Source organism: Shinella yambaruensis (assembly GCF_022899355.1).
Classification (GTDB): Bacteria; Pseudomonadota; Alphaproteobacteria; order Rhizobiales; family Rhizobiaceae; genus Shinella; species Shinella yambaruensis.
Map to the genome: position 1 here is coordinate 1 of NZ_JALJCK010000022.1, position 23,375 is coordinate 23,375.

The 23,375-nt window shown below is 65.5% G+C and carries 22 protein-coding genes; 16 read left to right on the plus strand and 6 right to left on the minus strand.

Features of this window, described 5'->3' with window-relative positions; all coding sequences use genetic code 11:
* Positions 1-89 precede the first annotated feature (89 nt).
* Together MUU56_RS30770 and MUU56_RS30775 are read right to left on the minus strand one after the other, a co-directional pair.
* Complete coding sequence (locus MUU56_RS30770; RefSeq protein ID WP_245082442.1) at positions 90-941, minus strand: sugar phosphate isomerase/epimerase family protein; 852 nt, start codon at positions 939-941, stop codon at positions 90-92.
* A 106-nt stretch (positions 942-1,047) separates the two neighbouring features.
* Positions 1,048-1,983 (minus strand): LysR substrate-binding domain-containing protein, encoded by a 936-nt coding sequence (locus MUU56_RS30775; protein ID WP_245082444.1) that lies wholly within the window; start codon positions 1,981-1,983, stop codon positions 1,048-1,050.
* 171 nt (positions 1,984-2,154) lie between these two features.
* Between MUU56_RS30775 and MUU56_RS30780 the strand changes: the two genes are divergently transcribed.
* From MUU56_RS30780 to MUU56_RS30805, 6 genes are all read left to right on the plus strand, one after another.
* The gene (locus MUU56_RS30780; RefSeq protein ID WP_245082447.1) at positions 2,155-2,916 is read left to right on the plus strand and encodes an SDR family NAD(P)-dependent oxidoreductase; all 762 of its coding nucleotides are present in this window, start codon (positions 2,155-2,157) and stop codon (positions 2,914-2,916) included.
* 23 nt (positions 2,917-2,939) lie between these two features.
* Positions 2,940-3,803 (plus strand): transketolase, encoded by an 864-nt coding sequence (locus tag MUU56_RS30785; RefSeq protein ID WP_245082450.1) that lies wholly within the window; start codon positions 2,940-2,942, stop codon positions 3,801-3,803.
* Complete coding sequence (locus MUU56_RS30790) at positions 3,800-4,825, plus strand: transketolase family protein (protein WP_245082455.1); 1,026 nt, start codon at positions 3,800-3,802, stop codon at positions 4,823-4,825. The genes MUU56_RS30785 and MUU56_RS30790 overlap by 4 nt, the downstream gene beginning before the upstream one ends.
* Before the next feature lie 86 nt (positions 4,826-4,911).
* The gene (locus MUU56_RS30795; protein WP_245082457.1) at positions 4,912-5,916 is read left to right on the plus strand and encodes a TRAP transporter substrate-binding protein; all 1,005 of its coding nucleotides are present in this window, start codon (positions 4,912-4,914) and stop codon (positions 5,914-5,916) included.
* Between the two features lie 73 nt (positions 5,917-5,989).
* The gene (locus MUU56_RS30800; protein ID WP_245082459.1) at positions 5,990-6,523 is read left to right on the plus strand and encodes a TRAP transporter small permease; all 534 of its coding nucleotides are present in this window, start codon (positions 5,990-5,992) and stop codon (positions 6,521-6,523) included.
* Positions 6,523-7,782, plus strand: a complete 1,260-nt coding sequence (locus MUU56_RS30805; RefSeq protein WP_245082607.1) for a TRAP transporter large permease subunit — start codon at positions 6,523-6,525, stop codon at positions 7,780-7,782. Before MUU56_RS30800 ends, MUU56_RS30805 begins: the two co-directional genes overlap by 1 nt.
* Before the next feature lie 227 nt (positions 7,783-8,009).
* Here the strand turns inward: MUU56_RS30805 and MUU56_RS30810 are convergent, their stop codons facing one another.
* The 3 genes from MUU56_RS30810 to MUU56_RS30820 form a co-directional block, all read right to left on the minus strand.
* Positions 8,010-9,515, minus strand: a complete 1,506-nt coding sequence (locus MUU56_RS30810; protein ID WP_245082462.1) for a WD40 repeat domain-containing protein — start codon at positions 9,513-9,515, stop codon at positions 8,010-8,012.
* A 99-nt stretch (positions 9,516-9,614) separates the two neighbouring features.
* Positions 9,615-10,688, minus strand: coding sequence for a helix-turn-helix transcriptional regulator (locus tag MUU56_RS30815; RefSeq protein WP_245082464.1), 1,074 nt, complete (start codon positions 10,686-10,688; stop codon positions 9,615-9,617).
* 171 nt (positions 10,689-10,859) lie between these two features.
* Positions 10,860-11,627 (minus strand): IclR family transcriptional regulator, encoded by a 768-nt coding sequence (locus MUU56_RS30820; protein WP_245082466.1) that lies wholly within the window; start codon positions 11,625-11,627, stop codon positions 10,860-10,862.
* 187 nt (positions 11,628-11,814) lie between these two features.
* Here MUU56_RS30820 and MUU56_RS30825 point away from each other — a divergent pair, with 187 nt between their 5' ends.
* From MUU56_RS30825 to MUU56_RS30860, 8 genes are all read left to right on the plus strand, one after another.
* The gene (locus MUU56_RS30825) at positions 11,815-13,389 is read left to right on the plus strand and encodes an ABC transporter substrate-binding protein (protein ID WP_245082468.1); all 1,575 of its coding nucleotides are present in this window, start codon (positions 11,815-11,817) and stop codon (positions 13,387-13,389) included.
* 57 nt (positions 13,390-13,446) lie between these two features.
* The gene (locus tag MUU56_RS30830) at positions 13,447-14,301 is read left to right on the plus strand and encodes an alpha/beta hydrolase family protein (RefSeq protein ID WP_245082471.1); all 855 of its coding nucleotides are present in this window, start codon (positions 13,447-13,449) and stop codon (positions 14,299-14,301) included.
* The gene (gene ggt, locus MUU56_RS30835; RefSeq protein WP_245082474.1) at positions 14,298-15,908 is read left to right on the plus strand and encodes a gamma-glutamyltransferase; all 1,611 of its coding nucleotides are present in this window, start codon (positions 14,298-14,300) and stop codon (positions 15,906-15,908) included. The genes MUU56_RS30830 and ggt overlap by 4 nt, the downstream gene beginning before the upstream one ends.
* 73 nt (positions 15,909-15,981) lie before the next feature.
* Positions 15,982-16,956, plus strand: a complete 975-nt coding sequence (locus MUU56_RS30840; protein ID WP_245082477.1) for an ABC transporter permease — start codon at positions 15,982-15,984, stop codon at positions 16,954-16,956.
* Between the two features lie 4 nt (positions 16,957-16,960).
* Complete coding sequence (locus MUU56_RS30845) at positions 16,961-17,866, plus strand: ABC transporter permease (RefSeq protein ID WP_245082480.1); 906 nt, start codon at positions 16,961-16,963, stop codon at positions 17,864-17,866.
* On the plus strand, positions 17,863-18,843 hold the full coding sequence (locus tag MUU56_RS30850) for an ABC transporter ATP-binding protein (RefSeq protein ID WP_245082482.1): 981 nt from the start codon (positions 17,863-17,865) through the stop codon (positions 18,841-18,843). Before MUU56_RS30845 ends, MUU56_RS30850 begins: the two co-directional genes overlap by 4 nt.
* Complete coding sequence (locus tag MUU56_RS30855) at positions 18,840-19,841, plus strand: ABC transporter ATP-binding protein (RefSeq protein ID WP_245082485.1); 1,002 nt, start codon at positions 18,840-18,842, stop codon at positions 19,839-19,841. The genes MUU56_RS30850 and MUU56_RS30855 overlap by 4 nt, the downstream gene beginning before the upstream one ends.
* A 72-nt stretch (positions 19,842-19,913) precedes the next feature.
* The gene (locus MUU56_RS30860; protein WP_245082488.1) at positions 19,914-21,110 is read left to right on the plus strand and encodes a M20 metallopeptidase family protein; all 1,197 of its coding nucleotides are present in this window, start codon (positions 19,914-19,916) and stop codon (positions 21,108-21,110) included.
* Between the two features lie 95 nt (positions 21,111-21,205).
* Here MUU56_RS30860 and MUU56_RS30865 read toward each other — a convergent pair whose 3' ends face one another.
* Positions 21,206-21,886, minus strand: coding sequence for a GntR family transcriptional regulator (locus MUU56_RS30865; protein WP_245082490.1), 681 nt, complete (start codon positions 21,884-21,886; stop codon positions 21,206-21,208).
* Positions 21,887-21,986: 100 nt separating this feature from the next.
* Here MUU56_RS30865 and MUU56_RS30870 point away from each other — a divergent pair, with 100 nt between their 5' ends.
* On the plus strand, positions 21,987-22,586 hold the full coding sequence (locus MUU56_RS30870; RefSeq protein ID WP_245082494.1) for an amino acid synthesis family protein: 600 nt from the start codon (positions 21,987-21,989) through the stop codon (positions 22,584-22,586).
* Positions 22,561-23,352 carry an alpha/beta fold hydrolase gene (locus MUU56_RS30875; RefSeq protein WP_245082497.1) on the plus strand — a complete coding sequence of 264 codons (792 nt, stop codon included), beginning with the start codon at positions 22,561-22,563 and terminating at the stop codon, positions 23,350-23,352. The genes MUU56_RS30870 and MUU56_RS30875 overlap by 26 nt, the downstream gene beginning before the upstream one ends.
* The last annotated feature ends 23 nt before the right edge of the window (positions 23,353-23,375 follow it).

Consider the following 23,375-nt stretch of genomic DNA (forward strand, 5'->3'; position numbering starts at 1 on the left):
GCGCCTTCACAAAACCCTTGACGGTATCCTCGACAACAAGGTCAGGGTCGTTGATGAAACGCTGCATGGTAACTCCTCCTTCAGAAAAATCAGCCGCAGGCGGCCAGCGCCTCGCGCACCGTCCGCAGCGAGCGTGCGAGCGCGTTCTCGATGGTTTCGAGCGCGACGGGTTCGGCCTGGCGGACCGGCCTGGCGTTCGGGTCGCGATGGAGCCGCAGCGGCAGTTCGATGCTCACCGGGAAATCGGGCAGCGCGGCGACGGCGGAAAGAAGGCGCACGCAGCCGATCGTGCCTTCGCCGACGGGCGTGAAGAACCAGCCCCGGTCGGTGCGGCGTACATCCTTGATATGGGCGTGGGCGGACGCGGGCAGGGCGCGCACGGCGTCGCCCGCGAAATCGCCGAAATCCGGGCGGTGCGAGGCCGTGTTGGCGGCATCGTAGTTGAGCCTGAGCCAGGGGGAGGCATATGCCGCGACGAGCGCCACGCCGTCCGCTGCCGTATTGATCAGGTTGTCGCTGCCGTCGCCCGGATTTTCGAGCGCGATGACGAGGCCGAGTCGCTCGGCGCGCTTCAGCAGGCTGTCGATGTTGCGGCGGAATGCGGCTTCGCGCGCCTGGGCGCTGGCATTCGTCGCGATGACCTTCGCGCCGAGCGCGGCGGCGAACTCCATGCGCCCGGTGAAGACCTCGACCGCGTCGTCGAGGCCGAGATCGATATGCGAGGACATCGCATGGCAGGCAAGGCCCGCCGCGCCCATTGCCCGCCGCCAGGCTTCGGCCTCCGCCGGCAGGAAGGCGGTCTCGTCGAAGGGCTCCGTGTAGCCGACGATGAAGGCCGGCTCGACATGGGTGAAACCGAGACGCGCCAAGCTTTCCAGCATCCTCTCGCGGCTGTGCCCGTCATAGGGCGCGCCGGATGCGGACACGATCCGTTCTGTCATTCCATCCTCCCGCGCCGGCCCCGCGGCCGGCATCCCGCAAGGGAACTCCTCGCCCCCGCATCACCGATAGATGCGACGGCGCGGGCGTATCGACAAACGGAAAGAACTAAAGGACCGGTGAATTGGCTTCATCAATGGCGGGAGCGGTGCCCGTCTCGCCGGCTTGCGCCTCGCCCAGCGCGGCTGTGAGCCATTCGGCGAAACGCCGCGCCAGCCGCCGCTGCGAGCCGGATTTCGGGAAGGCGAGATAATGACCGATATAGTGTACGTCCCTGGCGACACCCGTCAGCGGCGCGACGAGCTTGCCGCTCTTCAGCTCGCGATGGGCAAGGCGGGTCGATTCCAGCGCCACGCCGAGGCCGTTGGCGGCGGCGTCGATCGCGAGGAACGAGCGGTCGAAGCTGACGCTCTGGATCGGCGGCGTGCCGAGGTCGTTGGCCTCGAACCAGTCCGGCCAGCGCAGGCGCTTGTTGTCGCTGCGGATCAGGACCTTCGAGAGGAGGTCGCGCGGCGTGTGGATGCCTTGCGCGAGGTCCGGCGTGCAGAGCGGCGTCACCGTCTCCGTGCCGAGCGGGATGATCACGAGATCGTCGCCCTGCGGCTCGCCGTAGATGATGTCCGCATCGAACTCCCCGTCAACGAAGCGCACATAGGTGGTGCTCGCCGCGAGGCGGACCTCGATGCCGGGATTGGCGGCGAGGAACTGCGGCAGGCGCGGGGAGAGAACCTGCGCGGCGAAACTCGGCGCACAATGGAGGCGCAGGAGATGCGACCGGTTCGAGGAAACCAGCTCGATGCCGCAGCGCAGCTCCTCGAAGGCATTCGACGCATGGCTGAGCAGCGTCTGGCCGTCGATGGTCAGGCGCACCGTTCTCGTGGTGCGTTCGAAGAGCGGCGTGCCGAGCGCCCGCTCCAGCTTGACGATGGCATGGCTGACGGCGCTTGCGGAGAGATGCAGCTCGTCGGCGGCGGCCCGGAAGGAGCCGAGCCGGGCGGCGGATTCGAAGGCGCGGATCGAGGACAGTGAAATTCCGTTCAGCATTCGATTAGTGAAACAGATTCACCTACCGGTGTAAACTTCGCGTTTGAAGCCGGGGGTGGGTCTCTGCAATATCCCCGCCATCCGCCGGGCAAGGCGGAGCGGCTGCGCAAGAGACGGTGAGCCGCCTATCGATGGGCCGGAGCCGTTCGGCGTCCGGGGAGGAGAATTGACATGTTGCTGAAGGGCAAGACCGCCGTGATCTCCGGCGCGGCGAGCAAGCGTGGCATCGGCCGGGCGACGGCCGAACTTTTCGCGGAACACGGCGCACGCGTCGCGATCCTCGATCTCGACGAAGCGGCAAGCGCCGAAGCCGCCGCCTCGATCGCCGCCGTCGAGGGCGGCGCTCATCTCGGTGTCGCCTGCGACGTGACCGCAAGGGCGTCCTGCGATGCGGCGATCGCCCGGGTCATCGACGCCTTCGGCAAGATCGACATCCTGATCAACAATGCCGGCATCACCCAGCCGGTGAAGACGCTCGACATCACCGGCGAGGACTGGGAGCGCATCGTCGCCGTCAACATGACGGGCGTGCTGAACCTCAGCCAGTCGACCATTCCGCACATGCGCGGCAATGGCGGCGGCTCGATCGCCTGCATGTCCTCGGTCTCCGCCCAGCGCGGCGGTGGCATTTTCGGCGGCCCGCACTATTCGGCCGCCAAGGCCGGCGTGCTGGGCCTCGCCAAGGCGATGGCCCGCGAGTTCGGCGTCGACGGCATCCGTGTCAACTCCGTCACCCCCGGGCTGATCCAGACCGACATCACCGGCGGCAAGCTGACGGACGCGATGCGCGCCGACATCCTGAAGGGCATTCCGCTCAACCGCCTGGGCGACGCGCGGGACGTGGCGAACATCTACCTGTTCCTCGCCTCCGACCTGTCGTCCTACGTCACAGGCGCCGTCATCGACGTCAACGGCGGCATGCTGATCCACTGAGGATCGACCGACGGAGGGGCGCCATGACGACAGAAACCGCAACCGAAAATCCCGCCCTCCTGGCGAATGTCTCGCTTGCCGAGCGGGCCTATCGCATCCGCCGCAATGCGGTGCTGATGGGCGAGGTCCAGGGGCAGGGCTATGTCGGCCAGGCGCTCGGCATCGCCGATGTGCTCGCCGTCGCCTATTTCCACGCGCTCCGCTACCGACCGGACGATCCGCGCTGGGAGGGCCGCGACCGCTTCCTCCTGTCGATCGGGCACTATGCCATCGCGCTCTATGCCGCGCTCATCGAGGCCGGCATCGTGCCGGAGGACGAGCTCGAGACCTATGGCTGCGACGATTCGCGGCTGCCCATGTCCGGCATGGCCTCCTACACGCCGGGCATGGAGATTACCGGCGGCTCGCTCGGCCACGGCCTCGGCATCGCCGTCGGCATGGCGCTCGGCCTGAAGCGCAAGGGGTCCGACCGCTTCGTCTTCAACCTGATGTCGGACGGGGAACTGGGCGAGGGCTCGACCTGGGAAGCGGCGATGGGCGCGGCCCATCACCGGCTCGGCAACCTCGTCAATCTCGTCGATTTCAACAACCAGCAGGCCGACGGCCCCTCGCGCGACATGCTGTCGGCGGAGCCCGTCACGGACAAGTTCGCCGCCTTCGGCTGGCATGTCCAGCGCGTCGACGGCAACGACGTCGAGGCCGTGCGCGCCGCCTTCGACACGGCCATGGCGGTCAGGGACGACCGGCCCCGGGCCATCGTCTTCGACACGAAGATGGGCAAGGGCGTGCCCTTCCTCGAAAGCCGCGAGGTGACGCATTTCATCCGCGTCGAGGCGAACGAATGGGCGCTTGCGCTCCAAGCTCTGGAACAGGGACGGCCGGCATGAGCACGACAGGCAAGGAACCCGCCGCCGCGCCGGCGAAGAAGCGGCTCACCACCTCCGCCATGATCGCCTCGATCGCGGCGGAAGGACAGGCGACGCGTCCCGCTCCCTTCGGCCACGCCCTGGTCGAGCTCGCCAAGCGCGACGAGCGCATCGTCGGCCTCACCGCCGACCTCGGCAAGTACACCGACCTGCACATCTTCGCGCGGGCCTTTCCGGACCGCTTCTACCAGATGGGCATGGCCGAGCAGCTTCTGATGAGCACGGCCGCGGGGCTGGCGCGCGAGGGCTTCGTGCCCTTCGCCACCACCTACGCCGTCTTCGCCGCGCGCCGGGCCTACGACTTCATCGCCATGGCGATCGCGGAGGAGAAGCTGCCGGTGAAGATCGCCTGCGCATTGCCGGGGCTGACCACCGGATACGGCCCGAGCCACCAGGCGACGGACGACATCGCCATCTTCCGCGCGATGCCGGACATCACCATCGTCGATCCCTGCGACGCGCTCGACATCGAGCAGGCGGTACCGGCGATCGCAGCCCATGACGGGCCGGTCTATCTGCGGCTGCTGCGCGGCCAGGTGCCGGCGGTGCTCGACGCCTACGACTACAGTTTCGAACTCGGCAAGGCGAAGGTCCTGCGCGAGGGGGGCGACGTCCTCTTCATCTCGTCCGGCATCCTGACGATGCGCGCACTGGAGGCGGCCCGCGCGCTCGAGGGGGACGGTATCCGGGCCGCTGTCCTGCATTCGCCGACGATCAAGCCGCTCGATGTCGCGACCATCCTCGCGGAGGTCGATCGCGCCGGCCGGCTCGTCGTGGTGGCCGAGAACCATTCCCGCATCGGCGGGCTCGGCGAAGCGGTCGCCACGGCCCTGCTCGCCAACGGGCGTGCACCACGCTTCCGCCACATCGCGCTGCCGGATGCCTTCCTCGATGCCGGCGCGCTGCCGACGCTGCACGACCGCTACGGCATTTCCACGGATCGCATCGTCGAACGGACGAAGGGGTGGCTCGAAGAGGATTGAATCAGATAGGTGAGCAGCCGTCGGGAGCCGGCCGCCACGGATGTTCCATGCACTGCGCCGGAGGGCGCCAACTGGGAGGATTGAAAATGACTTTTCTGATGAAGCGGCGTGCCTTTCTGGCTGCGGGCGGCTCTGTTCTTGCCGCGCCAGCCATCCTGTCGTTCGGCCGCGAGGCGCGCGCTGCCGTGACCCTGACGCTCGGCCACGGCGCAGCGCCCGGCAATCCGCGCACGGTCGCCGCCGACAAGTTCGCCGAGCTGGTGAAAGCGAAGACGGAGGGTCGCGTGACGATCAACGTCGCCGGCTCCGAAACGCTCGGCAGCGATGCGGCCATGCTGACGAGCCTGCGCACCGGCGCGCTCGACATCACCGCCAACAGCCAGGGGCCGGTTTCCGCGCTCATCCCCGAGATCGCCGCCCTCGGCCTGCCTTTCCTGTTCGAGACGGCCGAGCAGGCGATCAAGGTGCTGCAGGGCGATGTCGGCAAGGCGCTTGCCGAGCGCTTCGATGCCGTCGGCCTCGTCACCCTCGACTGGTGGGACAACGGCATCCGCCACCTGTCCAACTCGAAGCTGGCGGTCAAGACGCCCGACGACGTGAAGGGCCTGAAGATCCGCACGCCGGCCGACCCGATGACCATCGACATCTTCGAGGCGCTGGGCGCGAGCACCGAGCAGATCGCTTTCGGCGAACTTTACATCGCGCTCCAGCAGGGCGTCGTCGACGGGCAGGAGAACCCGCTCGCCAACATCGAGAGCTCCAAGCTCTACGAGGTCAACAAGTACATCAGCCTGACGGCGCACAAGTGGGAATCGACGCCCTTCCTGATGTCGAAGATGTCCGAGGCACGCCTTGGCGACGACCTGGAGGCCGTGAAGGCGGCAGCCCTGGAGGCCGGCACGCTGCAGCGCGACCTGTCGGCGCAGAAGGCCACCGAGACGCTCGAAGCCTTCAAGGCCAATACGGCGATCGAGATCTCCGAGGTCGACCGTGCCGCCTTCGCGGCCGCGACGACCTCCGTCCTGGAGACCTGGAAGCAGAAGCCCTTCGGCGAGTTCGTGGCGCAGATCGCCGCGGCCGCCAAGGGCTGATCCTGCCGCACCGCGCGCCGCAGGCCGGCGCGCGGTCTTCATCCATCATCGTGCATATTGGGGAGGAGCACCGATGACCGATGGCTTGCTGGCTGCCGCCGATCGGATCGACAGGGCCATATCGCTGCTGTGTCGCGCCACGATCATTCTTGCCGGAGTCGTTCTCACGGTCGTCATGACGGCCAATGTCGCTGCCCGCTACACCTTTGCCGGCGGCGGCTTCAATTTCGCGCAGGAGCTGCCGACGCTGATCTTTCCATGGTTCATCGTCGCCGGCATCGTGCTTGCCGCGCAGATGGGCATCCACATGTCCGTCGAATGGATCTACGGGAAGTTCGCGGACCGCGGCCGGATCGTCGTCTTCATGATCGCCAACCTGATCTCGGTCGCGTCCTTCGCCGTGCTCGCGCGCCAGGCCTTGGTGGTCGCGGACATCGCCAGCATCGAGCGCAGCCCCGTCCTGCAGTTGCCCAACAGCATCGGCTACTACTCCATCGCGCTCAGCGCCGTGCTGGTGGCGGTCGTTACCGCCACGGCGTGCCTGCGCGTCTTCGTCAACGGCTGGGATGCCCGCCCGCAGGCGGAAACCGAGGAGATGCCGCTATGATGACCCTTGTGATGATCGTCGCCTTCTGCGTGCTGATGATGCTCGCGGTTCCCGTCGGCTACGCGCTGATCATTTCGGCCGGCCTCGCCATTCTTTCCACCGACCATGTCCCGCTCTCGATCGTTGCGCAGCAGGTCTACGACCAGACCCAGTCCTTCCCGATGCTCGCGCTGCCCTTCTTCATGCTGGCCGGGACCCTGATGCTCGGCGGCAAGCTGGGCCAGCAACTGCTCGAGCTCGCCTCGAAGGCCCTGCAGCGCTGGCGCGGCGGCGCGCTTTCCACGACAGTGCTCTCCTCGGTCGTCTTCGGCGGCGTCTCCGGCTCGGCCGTCGCCAATGCCAGTGCGCTCGGCTCGGTCCTCATTCCCTGGCAGAAGCGCCACGGCTATCCGGCGCCGCTGTGCGCGGCCAACAATGCCACCTCTGCCGTCATCGACGTGCTCATTCCGCCGTCGATCCCCATGATCCTCTATTCGCTGGTCAGCGGTGTCAGCATCGCGAACCTCTTCATCGCCGGCATCCTGCCCGGCCTGCTCATGGCGGCAAGCTTCGTCTTCGTCTGCTGGGCCATTTCGGTCCGCCGCGGCTATCCCGTGGCGAAGGAGAGGGTCCGCAAGCGCGAACTCGCCATGATGGCGGGCAAGAGCCTGCCGGCGCTGCTTCTGCCGGTGCTCATCATCCTCGGCCTGCGCTTCGGCTTTGCGACGCCGACGGAAGTGGCCGTTCTGTCGGTCGTCTATTCGCTGGTCCTCAGCCTCGGCTTCTACCGGGACCTGACCGTCAGGCGCTTCTGCGACAATGTCATCGAAGCGGGGGTCGCGACCGGTGTCGTCATGCTCGTCATCATGGGCAGCGCGGCGGTGGGCTGGGTGCTGACATTCGATCAGACGCCGCAAATGGTGGCGCGATGGGTCGCCGAGAACATGTCGAACCCGATCGTCATCATCCTCATGATGAACCTGCTGATGCTGATTGTCGGCATGCCGCTCGATCTGCCGCCGGCGATCCTGCTGCTTGGCCCGATCTTCGTGCCGCTTGCCGACGTGATCGGTCTCGATCGGGTGCAGCTCGGCCTGATGATGGTCATCAACCTCGGTATCGGCCTCTATACGCCGCCGATCGGAACGACGCTGTTCATCTCGTCGTCGATCGCCAAGGCGTCGATGGGGGCGACGACACGGGAACTCTGGCCGTTCTTCGTGATGGCCATGCTGCTCCTCCTGGCGGTGAGCTACATTCCGGCTCTGACCCTCTACTAGACGCTTTCTCCCATAGGCCGCGGTGAAGGTTCTTCATCGCGGTCTTCCGGGTGATTTTGCTGCCGGGCATCAGAACCCGCACCATGTCGCGCTGTGGATCCTTTCACGTAGCGGACGGCCCATCGGCAGATTCGCGAAATAGACCGGTTGGGCGAACGGCGCCAGCGGGTGGTGCCGGCGCGATAGGGCATGGTGCGCCGGACCGGTCGCTCTCGCACGGCTCTCCTTCACTGTCCTTGCGCGTTGACTGCGGCTTCCCAACGCTCCGCGAAGCCGCTCTTCCGCTCTTCGTCGTTCCAAATCAGAGCCGGGCAACGGACGATGGGGCGGCATTCTCCCGCGATGCAGAGCTTGCCGTCGTCTCCTGAAATATCGAGATTTCCCCGGCCCTGTGCGTCGAGGCTTTGGCCCGGCGCGCCCCCGAACATCTGGCAGCTCCGGTCTGATGCGCATCGCAAATGCAGGATTGTCTGGGGTGGGTCCTGGCCCATGCCGTCGAAGAGGACGATCAGACCGTTGCCGTGGATTTTGATGGGACTCATCAAACACATGCTTCTGGCGAACTCGGCGGAGTCGTCCATGCCGTCGAACTTGCTGAACCATATCCCGGAAAAGCCGTCGGGGAAGCCTCCCGCCGGCATTCGTGTCCACGCGATCGGCTCGACCCCGCTCGTGCTGAGGAGCCTTTGCCCGTCCGGACTGAAGGCAACGGAGCCGGGGGCGTTGAGATGGCCCGTCAGGACGGCTATCCCGGCGCCGCTCTCCACATCCCAGACGCGGATGCTGCGATCCTCCGCCGCCGTGGCCACGCGCAGGCCGTCGTGGCTGAACGCCGTGTCGTTCACGTCGCCTTCGTGTCCCCGCAGCACATGGATTTGGCCTCCCGACACGGCATCGAACATATGGGCTTCGTTGGCCGATGCCGTGACGATCCGCGTACCGTCCTTGCTGAAGGCCGCCGAATGAACCTCGAAGGCATGGGGCAGAACCAGCAGCTGGCCGCCATCTGCAGCATTCCATATCCGCGCAGTCCTGTCGTCCGATGCCGTGACGATCTTTCCGCCGTCCGAGCTGTAGCGTGCCTGAAGAACCTTGCCGGCATGCCCCTCCAGCGTCGCGATTTTTTTGCCTGACGCCGCGTCCCATAGGTGCACCTTTCCCTTCCGGCCTGTCGCGGCGAGCTGCTTTCCGTCAGGACTGAAGGATAGGGAGGTGACATCCAGCGGCGGCTGCAGAGACGCGATTGCGCTGCCGCTCGTGGAATCCCAGAGACGCACGATCCCCTCGGCGGATGCCGTGGCGACGCCTGCCCCCTTGGGGCTGAGGGCGACGGCAACGACCGGCGAGGGATGCGCAAGCTCGCCGAGCTGGCGGCCGCTGGCGATATCCCAGAAGCGCACGATCCTGTCCCCGGACGCTGTCGCGAGACGCGCGCCATCTGCGCTGAAGGCGACGAAGCCCAGGAAGCCGTCGGGCTTGTCGAGCGCCGTCGCGGCCGACAGCGACGCGACTTCGTTCCCGTTCGCCGTATCGCAGATGCGGACAAGAAGTCCCTCGGTGGCGACGGCGACACGGCTCGCATCTTCGCTGAAGGCCGTCGCGGATATGGTGACGCTTCCGGCATCGGCGTTCCCGCAGAAGGAAAGCTTGTTCATCGTATAGAATTCGTCGGCGTCCGCCGCGACCGGCAGCAGCAGGGCGGAAAGCGCGAAAGCCAGTCCGAGACGTTTCATCTGTTCCTCCTGGGAGCCTGGTCAATTTGAAGAGGGCGCTCGCCTGTCGGTTGCGCGCCGCAACCAAGCCGGCATGCCTCCGTTCCGAAGCGGGACCTCTCACCGAAACGGCTGGGTCATCGTCAGCAAGGACACGAGTTCCGATTGGCGGTGCGTGCCGGTTTTCTCGAATATGCGGGTGAGGTAGGTCGTGGCGGACCGGTCTGCGATCCCGAGGGTCCTTGCGATCGATCTGACGGTCTTTCCGGCGGCAAGCTCGATCGCAAAGCGTGTTTCGGCAGGCGTGAGGTCGAAAAGACCCATCAGGACCTGCGGGGCGGGAACGATCGACGACTTTCGCAATGCGGTGACCGCGACGATCAGATCGCCTCCGGGAAACAGGTCATGGGCGCTGCGATGGAGCGGCAGGGCATGAATGACGCACGCCTCGCGGCTCTCCTTTGCGCCAATCGGTATGGACTGGATCTTTTCGCCCGGTGCAAGCCCCGTCTCGATGACCTGTTGCAGCAGGCGGTTTGCCGGGATGTCCGCGATCGCCAGCCGCCCGAAGGCGACAGGCATGAAAAGGTCGGTCAAACCGTCGAACAGCGCATTGGCCGACAGGACCCGGCCGTTGCCGCCCAGCACGGCGGCGGGCAGGCCGATCGCCTGCAGCGTCGATGTCGTCGCCTTCGCGCGCTCCAGCCCGAGATGGGCGGCCATCAGGCCGGCCCGCGCCAGATGCGGGAGAAGGCGGTCAAGCGTCGCTATGTCTTCCCGGGAGTGGGGGCCGTCGGCCTTCCGCCTGGTGAAATCGTAGATCACGAGTTCGCCCGTCGGAAGCGGCACGGCGGCGGCGACCTCGCTGTCCAGCCCCAATGCATCGAGCCTCTTGCGGCACGGATCGCACGCGATCAGCTCCGCCGGGAAGTAGTCGTTGAGGACGGCGAAGCCAAAGAACGGCCTCTTCTGGGCATATGCGACGCGGGAACTGTCGCGCCACTGTTTCGTGCTTTCGTGGGCGACCTCGGCCACCTCGTCCGTGGCCCTGTACTGGACGGGACGGGCGTCGTCATAGACGAAGAGGGCCCCGCCCGGCGAACGGACGAGCGCGCCGATGTCCTCAAGCACGCGCATCCAGCCCTGCGGCTGGAAAGCAGCCTCGTAGATTCGCTCGATCAGGCCGTTTTCCATGCAGCCGTGCTCCGTCAGACCGCCACGAACCGGATGCTATACCGGATTCGTCCGCTCGTCTGTCGCTGTTCGACGACTGGCGTGCCTTGACCCGGACTGCGGCGGAAGTTGACGGGTGCCGTTTCCTGATGGCACCGGCCGGCCTTGCCGGCGCCCCCTCCGGCCGTACCTTTACCAGCCGAGGCCCTCCGATATTTTCCTGGAGGCGTCCTTCAGGAGGGCAATATAGCGCGGAATATCGTTGTCCTGTGTTCGAAAGGCCGGCGCGGCGATGTTCACGGCAGCGATGACCGAGCCGTCGAAGGCGAGCACCGGGACGGATACCGACACAAGCTGATCGCTGACCTCGCCGCGGCTGACGCAGTGGCCGGCCTCGCGAACGCGTTTCAGCTCCGCCTCCAGCCTCGCACGGGTCGTGATGGTCCGGGGGGTGAAGCGCTCGAGCTTGTCGGGAATCATCTGCGCCTGGACCTGCGGCGGCAGGTAGGCGAGCAGAATCTTGTAGGAACCCGCATGAAGCGGCCGGCGCCTTCCGATCATGGAATGCACCCGGAGGTCCCGTGTCGGTTCGAACTTGGCGATGCAGAGAGATTCGCCGTTGTCGATGATCCTCAACTGGGTCGTTTCATTCACCTTCTGCCCGAGTTCTTCGAGGATCGGGTTGGCTATTCTGACCAGATCGACCTGCGTCGATGCGGCCGTGCCGAGCACGATGGCGGTGTTTCCGAGCCGATAGGTCCCGCTGCTGCTCTTCCGGACCAGTCCACGGCGTTCCATTGTGCGTAACATTCGCAAGATTCTTGGCTTGGTCTCGCCAATGTTCCTGGCGATGTCGGCCAGCCTGCAGTCCGGATTCTTCGCGACATCCAGAAGCACGTCGATGCAGACATCAACAGCTTGAACAGTCGATCTTTTTTCTTCTTTTTCCTCGTCGTTCATGGAGAGTTTTCCACAGAGGAATGATCCTGTTATTGCCCAAGGGGAAGCGTTACGTTTAGCGTAACATGCCGGTTTTCCGTTTGACAATGGGTGTCCGGGGAACTTACGTTTTTGTTCAAGAGAGGCTCAGAACCCCTCGTCAGGCTGGCGTCAGACCGGCAGGAAACTCCAACTGGGATTTAATCAGATGACCGCAAAGATATTGACGCGGGCAGCCGTCGCGCTGCTCGGCACGATCGCCATTCCTGCACTCGCCGCCGCGCAGGAGACACCGCTGACGATCGGCATGTCGACAACACCCACCACCATCGATCCGCATGAGGACAGCTCCGCGCCCAACAACGCGACATCCCGGCACATCTGGGACAGCCTCATCAACCTCACGGGCACATCAGCCAACGACCCGGAACTGGCGACCGAGTGGAAGGCCATCGACGCCACCCACTGGGAATTCAAGCTGCGCGAGGGCGTGAAGTTTCACGACGGAAGCGCATTCGACGCCGACGACGTCGTCGCCTCGCTGCTGCGGGCCCGCGACAAGCCGAGCCAGGGTTTTGCCTCCTACACCCGCAATATTGCGAACGTGACCGCAAAGGATCCGCTCACCGTCGTCGTGGAGACGAAGGTCCCCGATCCCCTCATCCTCAATTCTGTCAGCCGTATCCGCATCATCAGCGCCGACTGCAAGGACGCGCCGGTCCAGGACTTCGACAACGGGAAGTGTGCGATCGGGACGGGGGCCTATTCCTTCGTCTCCTATACGCCGGGCGGCGAGCTGACGATGAAGCGGAACGAGGACTATTTCGCCGGCGCGTCGCACTGGTCGAACGTCACCTTGCGCTTCCTGCCCGACGATGGGGCCCGGCTGGCGTCGCTTCTGTCGAACGAGATCGACATCATCGAGGCCCTTCCGGCCGACGGCATGGCGCGGGTCGAGGCAAGCGACAGCCTGCAGGTCGTCAACGGCCAGTCCTCGCGCCTCGTCTATCTCGGCATGGACGTCAGCCGCGACGCGTCGCCCTTCGTCAAGGCCGCGGACGGTTCCAACCTCGACGAGAACCCGCTCAAGGACATTCGCGTCCGTCGCGCAATGCTGATGTCGATCAATCGACCTGCCATCGTCGACCGCGTCATGCAGAAGAACGGCACCGTCGCCGACCAGTTCGTGGCGGAGGGGTATGCCGGCCATAGCGACGCTGTCGAGAGCGTGGCTTACGATCCGGCCGCCGCAAAGGCGCTCCTGGCCGAGGCGGACTATCCGGATGGCTTCAGCCTGACGCTGCACGGCCCCTCCGGCCGCTATGTCAAGGACGCCGAAGTGCTCCAGGCCGTCGGCCAGATGTTCACGCGCATCGGCGTCCAGTCCAAGGTCGAGGTGATGCCCTGGGCCATGTATTCGGAAGCCTATGCGCAGGGCGAGTACAGCACCTATCTTGGTTCATGGGGCGTCAACACCGGCGAGACGACCAATCCGACGGTCGCTCTGGTCGCCACGCGCGACGAGGCGAAGGGAACCGGGCGCTACAATGGCGGCGGCGTTTCGGATCCGAAGATCGACGAGGTGCTCGCCCGCGCGAGCTCGACCCTGGATGAGGCGGAGCGCGCTCCGCTGCTCGAGGAGCTGTCGAAGCAGACCTTCGACAATCTGTGGATCCTGCCCATGCATTACGAAAACGTCGTGCTCGGCGCCCGCAAGACGGTCGCCTACACGCCGCGTGGCGACAAGTACACGCTCGCCTATGAAGTGAAGCCCGCAAACTGACGGCGGGCCGGGGGCCGTGCGAGGCGGCCCCCATCCATGACTTTCCAGGAGACGATCATGCAGGAACTCGGAACGGGCGATGCCAGCGCCCGGGCGACGGCGATCTATGACTACGGCCAGACGGCGATTTTCGCGTCACGGGTCGATCCGCGCCTTCACATGCTGCTCTACGTGCCGCCGACGGCGGCCGATGGCCGCAAGCTCGACCTTCTGGTCGCCGTGCACGGCACAGGCCGCACGTCGGCCATTGACTTCCGTGACGGTTTCGCCGAATTCGGCCTCTACAACGATTGCGCCATCCTGTGTCCGATCTTCCCCGTCGGCGTGCTCGGCGACGGCGCGCGCTCCGGCTACAAGTTCATCGAGGAGGGCGACATCCGCTATGACCGTGTCGTCCTCGCCATGGTCGAGGAAGTGGCCGCCAAATACGGCCAGGACTGGTCGACCTTCGCCATGTTCGGCTTTTCCGGCGGCGGGCATTTCACCCACCGTTTCGCCATCCTCCATCCGGAAAGGCTCTGGGCCGCCTCGATCGGCGCGCCGGGTTCCGTCACGCTTCTCGATCCGACGCGCGACTGGTGGGTCGGCATTCGCGACCTGGAGGCCCGTTTCGGCCGGCCGTTCCGGCCGCAGGAGCTTGCAAAGGTCCCGGTCCAGATGGTCGTCGGCGATGCCGACCTGGAGACCTGGGAGATCACCCACCAGCCCGGCGGGCGATACTACATGGAAGGCGCGAACGATGCCGGCGCGACGCGCCCCGAACGGCTGGCGGCGCTTGCGGAATCGTTCCGCGATGCGGGCGTCGACGTGAGCTTCGAGCGCGTGCCGGGCGTCTCCCACGACCGGATCAAGGTGCTGGGCCACGTTAAGGCCTTCCTCGCAAAGGTATTGAAGGACCGTCGCGCAAGATGAGAAACGCAACCATTGTCGCGCCGCAGCCCGAGGCGGTGGAAGCGGGCGCGCATGTCCTGGAGCGCGGCGGTAACGCCATCGACGCAGCGCTCGCCTGCGCCTTCGTCCAGGGCGTCGTCGATCCGCAGATGGCCGGCATCGGCGGGTTCGGCTCCATGCATGTGCACATGCCGAAGAGGGGCGTGCACGACATCCTGGAATTCTACGCCCGCGCGCCCCTGAAGGCGACGCCGGATATGTGGCTGGGCGCGATCAAGCACCAGAGCCGGGACGGCTTCGGTTACGTTCTGGAAGGCAATATCTCGGATATCGGCTACCTTGCGGTCTGCACGCCCGGATCCCTCAAAGGCTACGAGACGGCCCTCAGGGACTACGGCACGTTCGACTGGGCCGACCTCATCGCGCCGGCGATCCGCTTTGCGCGCGACGGCTTCATGATCCGCAGCCATATGCACTGGTACTGGACCAAGGACCAGTCGAACGACGGCTTTGCCAACACGCTTGAAAAGCTGCGCTATTCCGCCACCGGCCGGCGCGTCTATTTCCATGAGGACGGCAACATCCGCAATGTCGGGGAAACGCTCGTCAACACGGACATGGCGCGGACGCTCGAGCGCATTGCACGCAGCGGCGGATCCGACATCTTCTACCATGGCGAGATCGCCGAGCAGATCGCCGAGGATTTCAAGGCCAATGGCGGCCTGATCGACCAGCAGGATCTCGCCCGCTACGAACTGTCGCGCGTAAAGCCCGTTTGGGGCGAATATCGCGGGCACCGCATCGCCACGTCGCCTCCGCCGGGTTCCGGCTTCCCGCTGCTCGAACTCCTGCATATCATGCAGCAGTTCGATGTCGGCGCGATGCGACACGGCAGCGCCGAGCACATCCGCATCCTGTTCGAGGCCATGAAGCGGATGACGATCGACAAGGACGCCCATATGGGCGATCCCGCCTATGTCGACGTGCCCTACGAGAAGCTGCTGTCGCGCGACCATGCCGTCGCCCTGGCGGCGTCGATCAAGGCCGGCGAGAGGGCCAATGTCTCGCGCCTCGACCGGTCGCAGCGCGATACGACCCATATCTCGGTGATCGACAGGGAAGGCAATGCCGTCGCCATGACCCACACGCTGGGCAGCCCCTCCGGCGCGATCACGGATGGCCTCGGTTTCATGTATAATGGCACCATGAGCCGCTTCAATCCGGTTCCGGGAAAGCCCGGTTCCATCGCCCCCGGAAAGCGCCGGCCGAGTTCGGCCGCCCCGACCATCGTCTTCAAGGATGACGAACCCAGCATCGTGATCGGTGCGCCAGGGGGGAGCTACATCGCCCCCGCCGTCGCCCAGTGCCTCATGAACATGATCGACTTCGACATGTCCGTGCTCGAGGCTGTCGTCGCGCCCCGGATCGTCGGTGTCTCGAACACCATCGATATCTGCAACCGCATCCGCCATTCGGTGGAGGACGAACTGCGCGCCGAAGGGTATCAGGTGGCCCGCTCATCCCAGACCTATGCATTCGCGGCGGTCCACGCGATCAGGATCGAGGACGGGGTCTCCAGGGGCGCCGCCGATCCGCAACGTGACGGGATGGCGATCTCCGTCGCCTAGAAGCGTTTCCGGCCGAAGCGGAAAACGCCCTGGCGCCGGACAACGCGCTGAAAACAGGACCCTGGAGCAATCAATGGTCACATCGATAATCAGGCGGTTGATACAGGCGGTGTTCGTCGTCGTCGCGATGACGGTGATCGTGTTCATCGGCGTGAACGTGATCGGCAATCCGGTCGATATCCTGATCAACCCGGATGCCAACCAGGCCGAGCGTGCGCGCGTGATCGCCCATTACGGCCTCGACCAGCCGCTCTGGCGCCAATATCTCCTGTTCCTGCAAGGTCTGCTTCACGGCGATTTCGGCAACAGCTTCGTCTATGGCCGACCCGCCATGGGGCTCATCCTGGAACGCCTGCCGGCAACGCTCGAACTGGCGATCTCGGCATTGGCGATCGCGCTCGTGTTCGGCCTGCCGCTCGGGCTTTACGCGGGGCTTTATCCGAACCGGGTTTCGTCGAAGCTTATCATGAGCGGCTCCATTCTCGGATTTTCGCTCCCGACATTCTGGGTCGGGCTGATGCTGATCATGGTCTTCTCGGTCGAACTGGGCTGGCTGCCGACCAACGGGCGCGGCCCGACGCTGGAACTGTTCGGCGTGCGATGGTCGTTCCTGACCGGGGAGGGGCTGAGGCACCTGCTCCTGCCCGCCTTCAATCTCGCTCTGTTCAAGACGTCCCTCATCCTGCGGCTGACGCGCGCCGGCGTGCAGGAGGTGCTCCCCCAGGACTACGTCAAGTTCGCCCGTGCGAAGGGCCTGCGCGAGCGCCGGGTGATCGCAGTGCATGTGCTCAAGAACCTGATGATCCCCGTCGTGACGATCATCGGCCTCGAATTCGGCTCGCTCATCGCCTTTTCGGTGGTCACCGAAAGCATCTTCGCCTGGCCCGGCATGGGCAAGCTCATCATCGACTCGATCAATCTCCTCGATCGGCCCGTCATCGTCGCCTACCTGATGATGATGGTCCTGCTCTTCGTCGTCCTGAACTTCATCATCGACGTCTGTTACACCATCCTGGATCCGCGGGTCCGGCTGGATTCAAAGGCTTAGACCCATGGCCGAACACGATATGCAAGAGACGCTTCCGGAACCCGGCCGGCTTTCCAAGCACCTCGCCGATTTCTTCGCCTCGCCGGCGGCGGCGATCGGCTTCGTCACCCTCCTCGTCATCTGTTGCCTGGCGCTCCTTGCGCCCTGGATATCGCCGCAGAACCCCTACGACCTGATGCAGCTGGACATCATGGACGGGCGCCTGCCGCCGGGGTCGGAATCCATGACCGGTCTCGTCTATCACCTCGGCACGGACAGCCAGGGCCGGGACATCCTGTCCGGCATTCTCTACGGCCTTCGCACGTCGCTGCTGGTCGGCGTGCTCTCCGCCTTCGCCGCCGCCATCATCGGCACGACGGCCGGGCTGTTCGCCGCCTATATGGGGCGCCGGACGGAAACCGTGATCATGCGTCTCGTCGACCTGCAGCTGTCCTTCCCGACGATCCTGATGGCGCTGATGATGCTGGCGATCCTCGGCAAGGGCGTGCTGAATGTCGTCATCGCGCTGATCATCGCCGAATGGGCGACCTATGCGCGCACCGTCCGCGCCACCGCCCTCGTCGAGCGCGAGAAGGAATATATCGAGGCGGCGCGCATGCTCCGCCTGCCGGGCTGGCGCATCCTCTTCCGGCACCTGCTGCCGAACTGTCTCGCCCCCGTCATCGTGATCGCGACGATGCAGGTGGCGCGCGCCATCGGCCTGGAGGCGACGCTTTCCTTCCTCGGCCTCGGCGCCTCCGTCACCGAACCCTCGCTCGGCATGCTGATCTCGACGGGGTACCAGTATCTGCTGACGGGCCTCTACTGGATCAGCTTCTTTCCCGGCATCGCGCTCCTGGTCACCATCGTCGCCATCAACCTGGTCGGCGATCGCCTCCGCGACGTGCTCAATCCGAGGAATGCGTCATGAGCGCGCTTTTGCAGGTACGCAACCTGGTCACCGAGTTCGGCGGCGGCAAGGGACAGCCCGGCACCCGGGCGGTCAACGACGTGTCCTTCTCCGTCGAGCGCGGCCGCGTGCTTGGCCTCGTGGGCGAGTCCGGCTCCGGAAAGTCGGTCACCGGCTTTTCGATCATCCGGCTTCTGGAACGGCCCGGCCGCATCGCCGCGGGCGAGATCTTTTTCGACGGCGTCGATATCAGCCGGAATTCGGAGGAGGAGATGCGCCGCCTCCGCGGCAAGCGGATCGCGATGGTGTTCCAGGATCCCACGATGACGCTCAATCCGGTCCTGTCCGTCGGCACGCAGATGATCGAGGCCGTGCTGGCCCACGAGAGCGTATCGAAGGAAGCCGCCCGGCAGCGCGCCCGCGATGCGCTCGGCCTCGTCGGCATCCCGAGCCCCGAGGAGCGGCTTGCGGCCTATCCCCACCAGTTTTCCGGCGGCATGCGCCAGCGGGTGGCCATCGCCATCGCGCTCCTGCACAAGCCGGATCTCATCATCGCCGACGAACCGACGACGGCGCTCGATGTGACGATCCAGAGCCAGATCATCGCGGAGTTCCAGAAGCTCACCGAAGAGGCAAGGACCGCGGTGATCTGGGTTACACACGACCTCGCGATCGTTTCGCGGCTGGCTGACGACATCGCCGTGATGTATGCCGGCCGGCTGGTGGAGACCGGCCCCGTCTCCGAGGTTCTGAACGATCCCCGCCATCCCTATACGGCAGGCCTGATCGCCTCCGTGCCGTCGCAGAACCACCGCGGCGAGCGCTTGCACCAGATCAACGGCATGACGCCGGCCCTCAACCGTCTTCCGCAGGGCTGCAGTTTTCGCACGCGCTGCGAGCGGGCGGACGACGGTTGCCTTGTCATGCCGGAGCTCGCGCTTGCGGGCGAGCGATCCTTCCGCTGCATCCATCCCGTGACGAAAGTATCTGCATCATGACGGCTGCCGAGACCCCATTGATCGAGGCCAGGACGATAACGCAGCGTTTCGGCGCCAGGCCGGACCTTGCCGCGAAGATCGCGCTCAGCCTGAAGCTGGCGAAACCCGCCCCGGTCGTCCATGCGCTGGATGGCGTCAGCCTCAGCATCCGCAGCGGCGAGGTCGTCGGCCTCGTCGGCGAAAGCGGCTGCGGAAAATCGACCCTCGGCCGCGTCATCGCCGGGATCGCCGCGCCGACCGGCGGCAATGTTCTGTGGAAGGGCGTGGATCGCCGGGCGATGTCTGCCGCCGAGCAGAAAGAGGCCGGCCTTGCCACGCAGATGATCTTCCAGAACCCGATGGCCGCCCTCAATCCGCGCATGACGATCGAGGACATCATCTGGGAAGCGCCGAAAACGCATGGCCTGGCGTCCTCGGCGGAACGCGTCTCCTACGTGGACAACTACCTGACGCTGGCCGGGTTCGACCCGTCCATGAAGGCGCGCTATCCGCACCAATTCTCCGGCGGTCAGCGCCAGCGCGTCAACATCGCGCGGGCATTGGCGGTGCAGCCGCAATTCCTTGTCTGCGACGAAAGCGTCGCCGCCCTCGACGTCTCCATCCAGGCCCAGGTGATCAACCTGTTCATGGACCTCAGGGACCGGCTGGACCTGACCTATCTCTTCGTCAGCCATGACCTCGGGGTGGTGGAGCACATTTCCGACCGCGTCGCGATCATGTATCTCGGCCGCATCGTCGAGGAAGCGCCCGTCGAGGATGTCTTCCGTCGTCCCAACCACCCCTATACGAAGGCTCTCCTTGCGGAAGTTCCCCGGATCGAAACCGGAAAGCGGCGTTTCAAGGCCGTGGAAGGCGAACTGCCCAGCCCGCTCGATCCGCCCAGGGGGTGCCATTTCCATCCCCGCTGTCCGTTCGCCATGGAGCGCTGCCGGGTGGAGGTGCCAATCCGCAAGGAGGTGGCGCCGCGACATCTGTCGGCCTGCCATCTGAACGGCTGACGGAGCGCCTGGAGCGTTCGACCAGGGCCCGGTCGCATCCGTAATTTCAAATCCGAGAACAGGAGGTCAGCCGTGGCTGAGAAGGTTTCCCATTCCGGCGTCAACGACGTGGCGTCGCTGATTGCCGCGATCGTCAATGAAAACGAGGCCCGTTTCGTCGATGTCCGCAGGCGCATTCACGAGTATCCCGAAATCGCCTTCGAGGAGGTCCGGACCGCGGCCCTCGTCGCGGATACCCTGGCGAGCCTCGGGATCGACCACCAGACCGGCGTCGGCCGCACCGGCGTCGTCGGGCACATTCGCGGCAAGAGGCCCGGCCCCACATTGCTGATCCGCGCGGACATGGACGCCCTGCCGATGCAGGAGGAGACGGGGCTGGCCTATGCGAGCAAGGTCCCGAACCGTATGCATGCCTGCGGTCACGATCTCCACACCGCGACGGTGCTGGCCGTCGGCGCCGTGCTGAAGCGCCTGGAGGACCGATTGGCCGGTGACGTTCGCCTGATCTTCCAGCCGGCGGAGGAGGCCATCGGCGGCGCCAGGGAAATGATCGCCGACGGGGTCATGGAGGGCGTCGACATGGCGCTGAGCCTGCATAATCGGCCTGAAATACCGGTCGGCCAGTTCGGTATCGTGCACGGCTATGCGAATGCCGCGGTCGATTCCTTCGACATCACCGTGCAGGGCAAGGGCGGACATGCCGCCCGTCCCTACGCCGCCGTCGATCCGATCGTCATCGCGGCCCAACTGATCGGCCAGCTGCAGACCATCGTGTCGCGAGACGTGCGGGCGCTCGACGCCTGCGTGGTGACGGTCGGCTCGATCCATGCGGGGGAGGCGAGAAACATCATTCCCGAACGGTGTGAACTGAAGGGAACGGTGCGCAGCCGGCAGCCGGAGGCGCGCGACGCGGCGGAGGTCGGCCTGCGCCGGCTCTGCGAGGGTGTGGGTTTGAGCTTCAGGGCAGGATGCGAGCTCACCTACAGACGGGGCACGCCGCCCATCTTCAACGACGCGGGCATGCTCCAGCGCACCGTCAATGCGATCAGGGCGCAGCTCGGCGACGTCGCCTTCGACTACGAGCCGAGCATGGGCGGCGAGGATTTTGCGCTTTTCGCTGAAATCGTTCCGTCATTCCGGCTGCTTGTCGGTTCCTCCCAGCCGGGACGATCAGACAAGGTGCACAATCCGCATTATCAGCCGGACGAGCGGTCCATCGCCTTCGGAACGCTGGCGCTGGCAAGGACGGCGGCCGACCTCCTGAGCTGACGGGATGCCGGTCGGCGGTGCTTTTAATGACCATCGAGCCTTGGCATGACTGCACACGGCCGCCGATTTTCGGCGGTCGCGTTTTATTCGGATGATCAGGCGAGGATCGTCTTCGCGATCGCCGAAGCTGCGCCAACATGGGCGCGGCAGGCTGCCGCGGCGGCGGCGGGATCGTTGGCGTCGATCGCTTTGAAGATTTCCCGGATTTGCGAGGGGCCGGACGCCATGCGATTCGATGTCGAGAGCGTCATGACGCGCAGCCGCGAGATGCGGCTGTTCAGGCGGCTGACGATTTCCCAGGCGATGTTGTGGCCGCCGGCCTCGAAGACGACCTTGTAGAACTCCGTGGTCGCATCGAGCACGCCGACGGGAGAGTTTTGCTTCGATGTCTCTTCCAGTTCGTTCATCGCTTTCCGCAGCCGCGCCTTGACGTCGGGGCCGGCAACGCGCGCGCAATCGGCGACCGCGGTTGATTCCAGTGCGGCCCGGATCTCGTAGATCTGCCGCGCATCATCCCAATCGAGCTTTGCGACGATCGGTCCTTGCTTGGCGAGCATCTCGACGAGCCCTTCCGCCTCGAGATGGCGAATGACCTCGCGGATGACGGAGCGCGAGACGCCGAGCTGGTCGCAGAGCGTGCGTTCGACCAGCCGCTCGCCCGGCTCGAAGAGGCCGCCGATGATGGCGCGACGCATGCGGTCGAGCGCAATCTCCCGGAGCGTTGTCGGCGGGGTTTCGATGCGGAGGGCCGCGAGGCTTTCGGCGTTCTTTGTCATGCTGGACTCATAGCCGCAAAAAAAGTTCGAGACAATGGCTTGACACTTTGTCTTATGGTATACCAAAATATGAGCAGATGAAAGACAGGAGGATGCCTCGGTGACGCTGGTCCGGAAAACGCTGCTGCATGTGGAGACGACGTTCGTGGAGGGCGGCAGAAAGGCCGCACGGCCGCTCAAGCTGATCGCGGCCGTGGCCGTCGTGAAAAACCCATGGGCTGGCCGCGGTTTCGTCGAGGACCTGAAACCGGAAATCCATGCCGTCGCTCCGGTCCTTGGCGAGCTCCTGACCGGGATGATCATCGATGAGGCCGGCTCCGGCGAAGCCGTCGAAGCCTATGGCAAGTCGGCGGTCGTCGGCCTAGACGGCGAGGTAGAGCATGCGTCCGCCCTTATCCACACGCTTCGTTTCGGCAACCACTACCGCAGCGCCGTGGGCGCAAAGTCCTATCTCGCCTTCTGCAACACGCGCGGCCCGGCGAATGCGCCGATCATGATCCCGCTGATGGACAAGAACGACGAGGGCCGCCGGTCGCACTACCTCACCATTCAGTGCGCGGTCCCGGATGCGCCGGCCGCCGACGAGATCGTGCTGGCGCTTGGCGCTTCCATTGGCGGTCGCCCGCATCACCGCATCGGTGACCGGTACCAGGACCTCAAGGAGCTGGGCCACGATGTTGCAAATCCTGCCGCGGTCTAAGACGCCTTCGGGCGCGGCCTATCTGGAGCGGGGCGCGGGGGATGAGGCCCTCGTCCTTATCCACGGCGTCGGCATGCGCATCGAGGCCTGGGGGCCGCAGATCGAGCGGCTGGCGGAAGGATATCGCGTGATCGCGGTCGATCTTCCCGGTCACGGCCTTTCGAATGCGCTCGATGGCGCGCCGGACCTGCACCGTTATGTGGCATGGTTCCAGCGCTTCCTGGAGGAGGTCGATGCCGGGCCGGTCAATGTCGCGGGCCATTCGATGGGCGCACTGATCGCAAACGGCATCGTGGCGACGGCGCCCGGGAGGGTGCGGCGGGTTGCGCTGTTGAATGGCGTCTACCGGCGGGGGCCGGACGCGCGGAAGGCTGTGGAGGCGCGGGCGCGGGAAATCGGGTCCGGCGACTTCGACCGGGTGGCGCCGCTGGCCCGCTGGTTTTCCGAGGAGGAGGCGGGAACCGACGCCTACATCCTGGTGCGCGACCTGCTGCAGGCGGTGGACCCGTCAGGTTATGCCGCGGCCTACGCGGCCTTTGCCGGCGGGGATACGGTCTATGCGGATTGCTGGCCCGGGGTCGAATGCCCGGCGCTCTTTCTGACGGGGGACGGAGACCTGAATTCGACCGCCGGCATGACGCGGGACATGGCCGCTGCCGCCCGCCGGGGAAGGGCCGTGGTGATCGAGGGACACCGTCACATGGTGAACCTGACGGCGCCCGACGCGGTGAACCGTGCGCTTGCGGACTGGCTGGCGACGAGCTGAAACATTCGGTCCTCACGGACCAT

Bases quoted from the DNA above. Each gene is read 5' to 3' on its own strand.
- MUU56_RS30840 (WP_245082477.1), top strand. From the start codon at position 15,982: ATGGTCACATCGATAATCAGGCGGTTGATACAGGCGGTGTTCGTCGTC.
- MUU56_RS30845 (WP_245082480.1), top strand. From the start codon at position 16,961: ATGGCCGAACACGATATGCAAGAGACGCTTCCGGAACCCGGCCGGCTT.
- MUU56_RS30825 (WP_245082468.1), top strand. From the start codon at position 11,815: ATGACCGCAAAGATATTGACGCGGGCAGCCGTCGCGCTGCTCGGCACG.
- MUU56_RS30830 (WP_245082471.1), top strand. From the start codon at position 13,447: ATGCAGGAACTCGGAACGGGCGATGCCAGCGCCCGGGCGACGGCGATC.
- MUU56_RS30770 (WP_245082442.1), bottom strand. From the start codon at position 941: ATGACAGAACGGATCGTGTCCGCATCCGGCGCGCCCTATGACGGGCAC.
- MUU56_RS30815 (WP_245082464.1), bottom strand. From the start codon at position 10,688: ATGGAAAACGGCCTGATCGAGCGAATCTACGAGGCTGCTTTCCAGCCG.
- MUU56_RS30790 (WP_245082455.1), top strand. From the start codon at position 3,800: ATGAGCACGACAGGCAAGGAACCCGCCGCCGCGCCGGCGAAGAAGCGG.
- ggt (WP_245082474.1), top strand. From the start codon at position 14,298: ATGAGAAACGCAACCATTGTCGCGCCGCAGCCCGAGGCGGTGGAAGCG.
- MUU56_RS30820 (WP_245082466.1), bottom strand. From the start codon at position 11,627: ATGAACGACGAGGAAAAAGAAGAAAAAAGATCGACTGTTCAAGCTGTT.
- MUU56_RS30865 (WP_245082490.1), bottom strand. From the start codon at position 21,886: ATGACAAAGAACGCCGAAAGCCTCGCGGCCCTCCGCATCGAAACCCCG.
- MUU56_RS30795 (WP_245082457.1), top strand. From the start codon at position 4,912: ATGACTTTTCTGATGAAGCGGCGTGCCTTTCTGGCTGCGGGCGGCTCT.
- MUU56_RS30875 (WP_245082497.1), top strand. From the start codon at position 22,561: ATGTTGCAAATCCTGCCGCGGTCTAAGACGCCTTCGGGCGCGGCCTAT.
- MUU56_RS30800 (WP_245082459.1), top strand. From the start codon at position 5,990: ATGACCGATGGCTTGCTGGCTGCCGCCGATCGGATCGACAGGGCCATA.
- MUU56_RS30850 (WP_245082482.1), top strand. From the start codon at position 17,863: ATGAGCGCGCTTTTGCAGGTACGCAACCTGGTCACCGAGTTCGGCGGC.
- MUU56_RS30805 (WP_245082607.1), top strand. From the start codon at position 6,523: ATGACCCTTGTGATGATCGTCGCCTTCTGCGTGCTGATGATGCTCGCG.
- MUU56_RS30785 (WP_245082450.1), top strand. From the start codon at position 2,940: ATGACGACAGAAACCGCAACCGAAAATCCCGCCCTCCTGGCGAATGTC.
- MUU56_RS30855 (WP_245082485.1), top strand. From the start codon at position 18,840: ATGACGGCTGCCGAGACCCCATTGATCGAGGCCAGGACGATAACGCAG.
- MUU56_RS30810 (WP_245082462.1), bottom strand. From the start codon at position 9,515: ATGAAACGTCTCGGACTGGCTTTCGCGCTTTCCGCCCTGCTGCTGCCG.
- MUU56_RS30780 (WP_245082447.1), top strand. From the start codon at position 2,155: ATGTTGCTGAAGGGCAAGACCGCCGTGATCTCCGGCGCGGCGAGCAAG.
- MUU56_RS30775 (WP_245082444.1), bottom strand. From the start codon at position 1,983: ATGCTGAACGGAATTTCACTGTCCTCGATCCGCGCCTTCGAATCCGCC.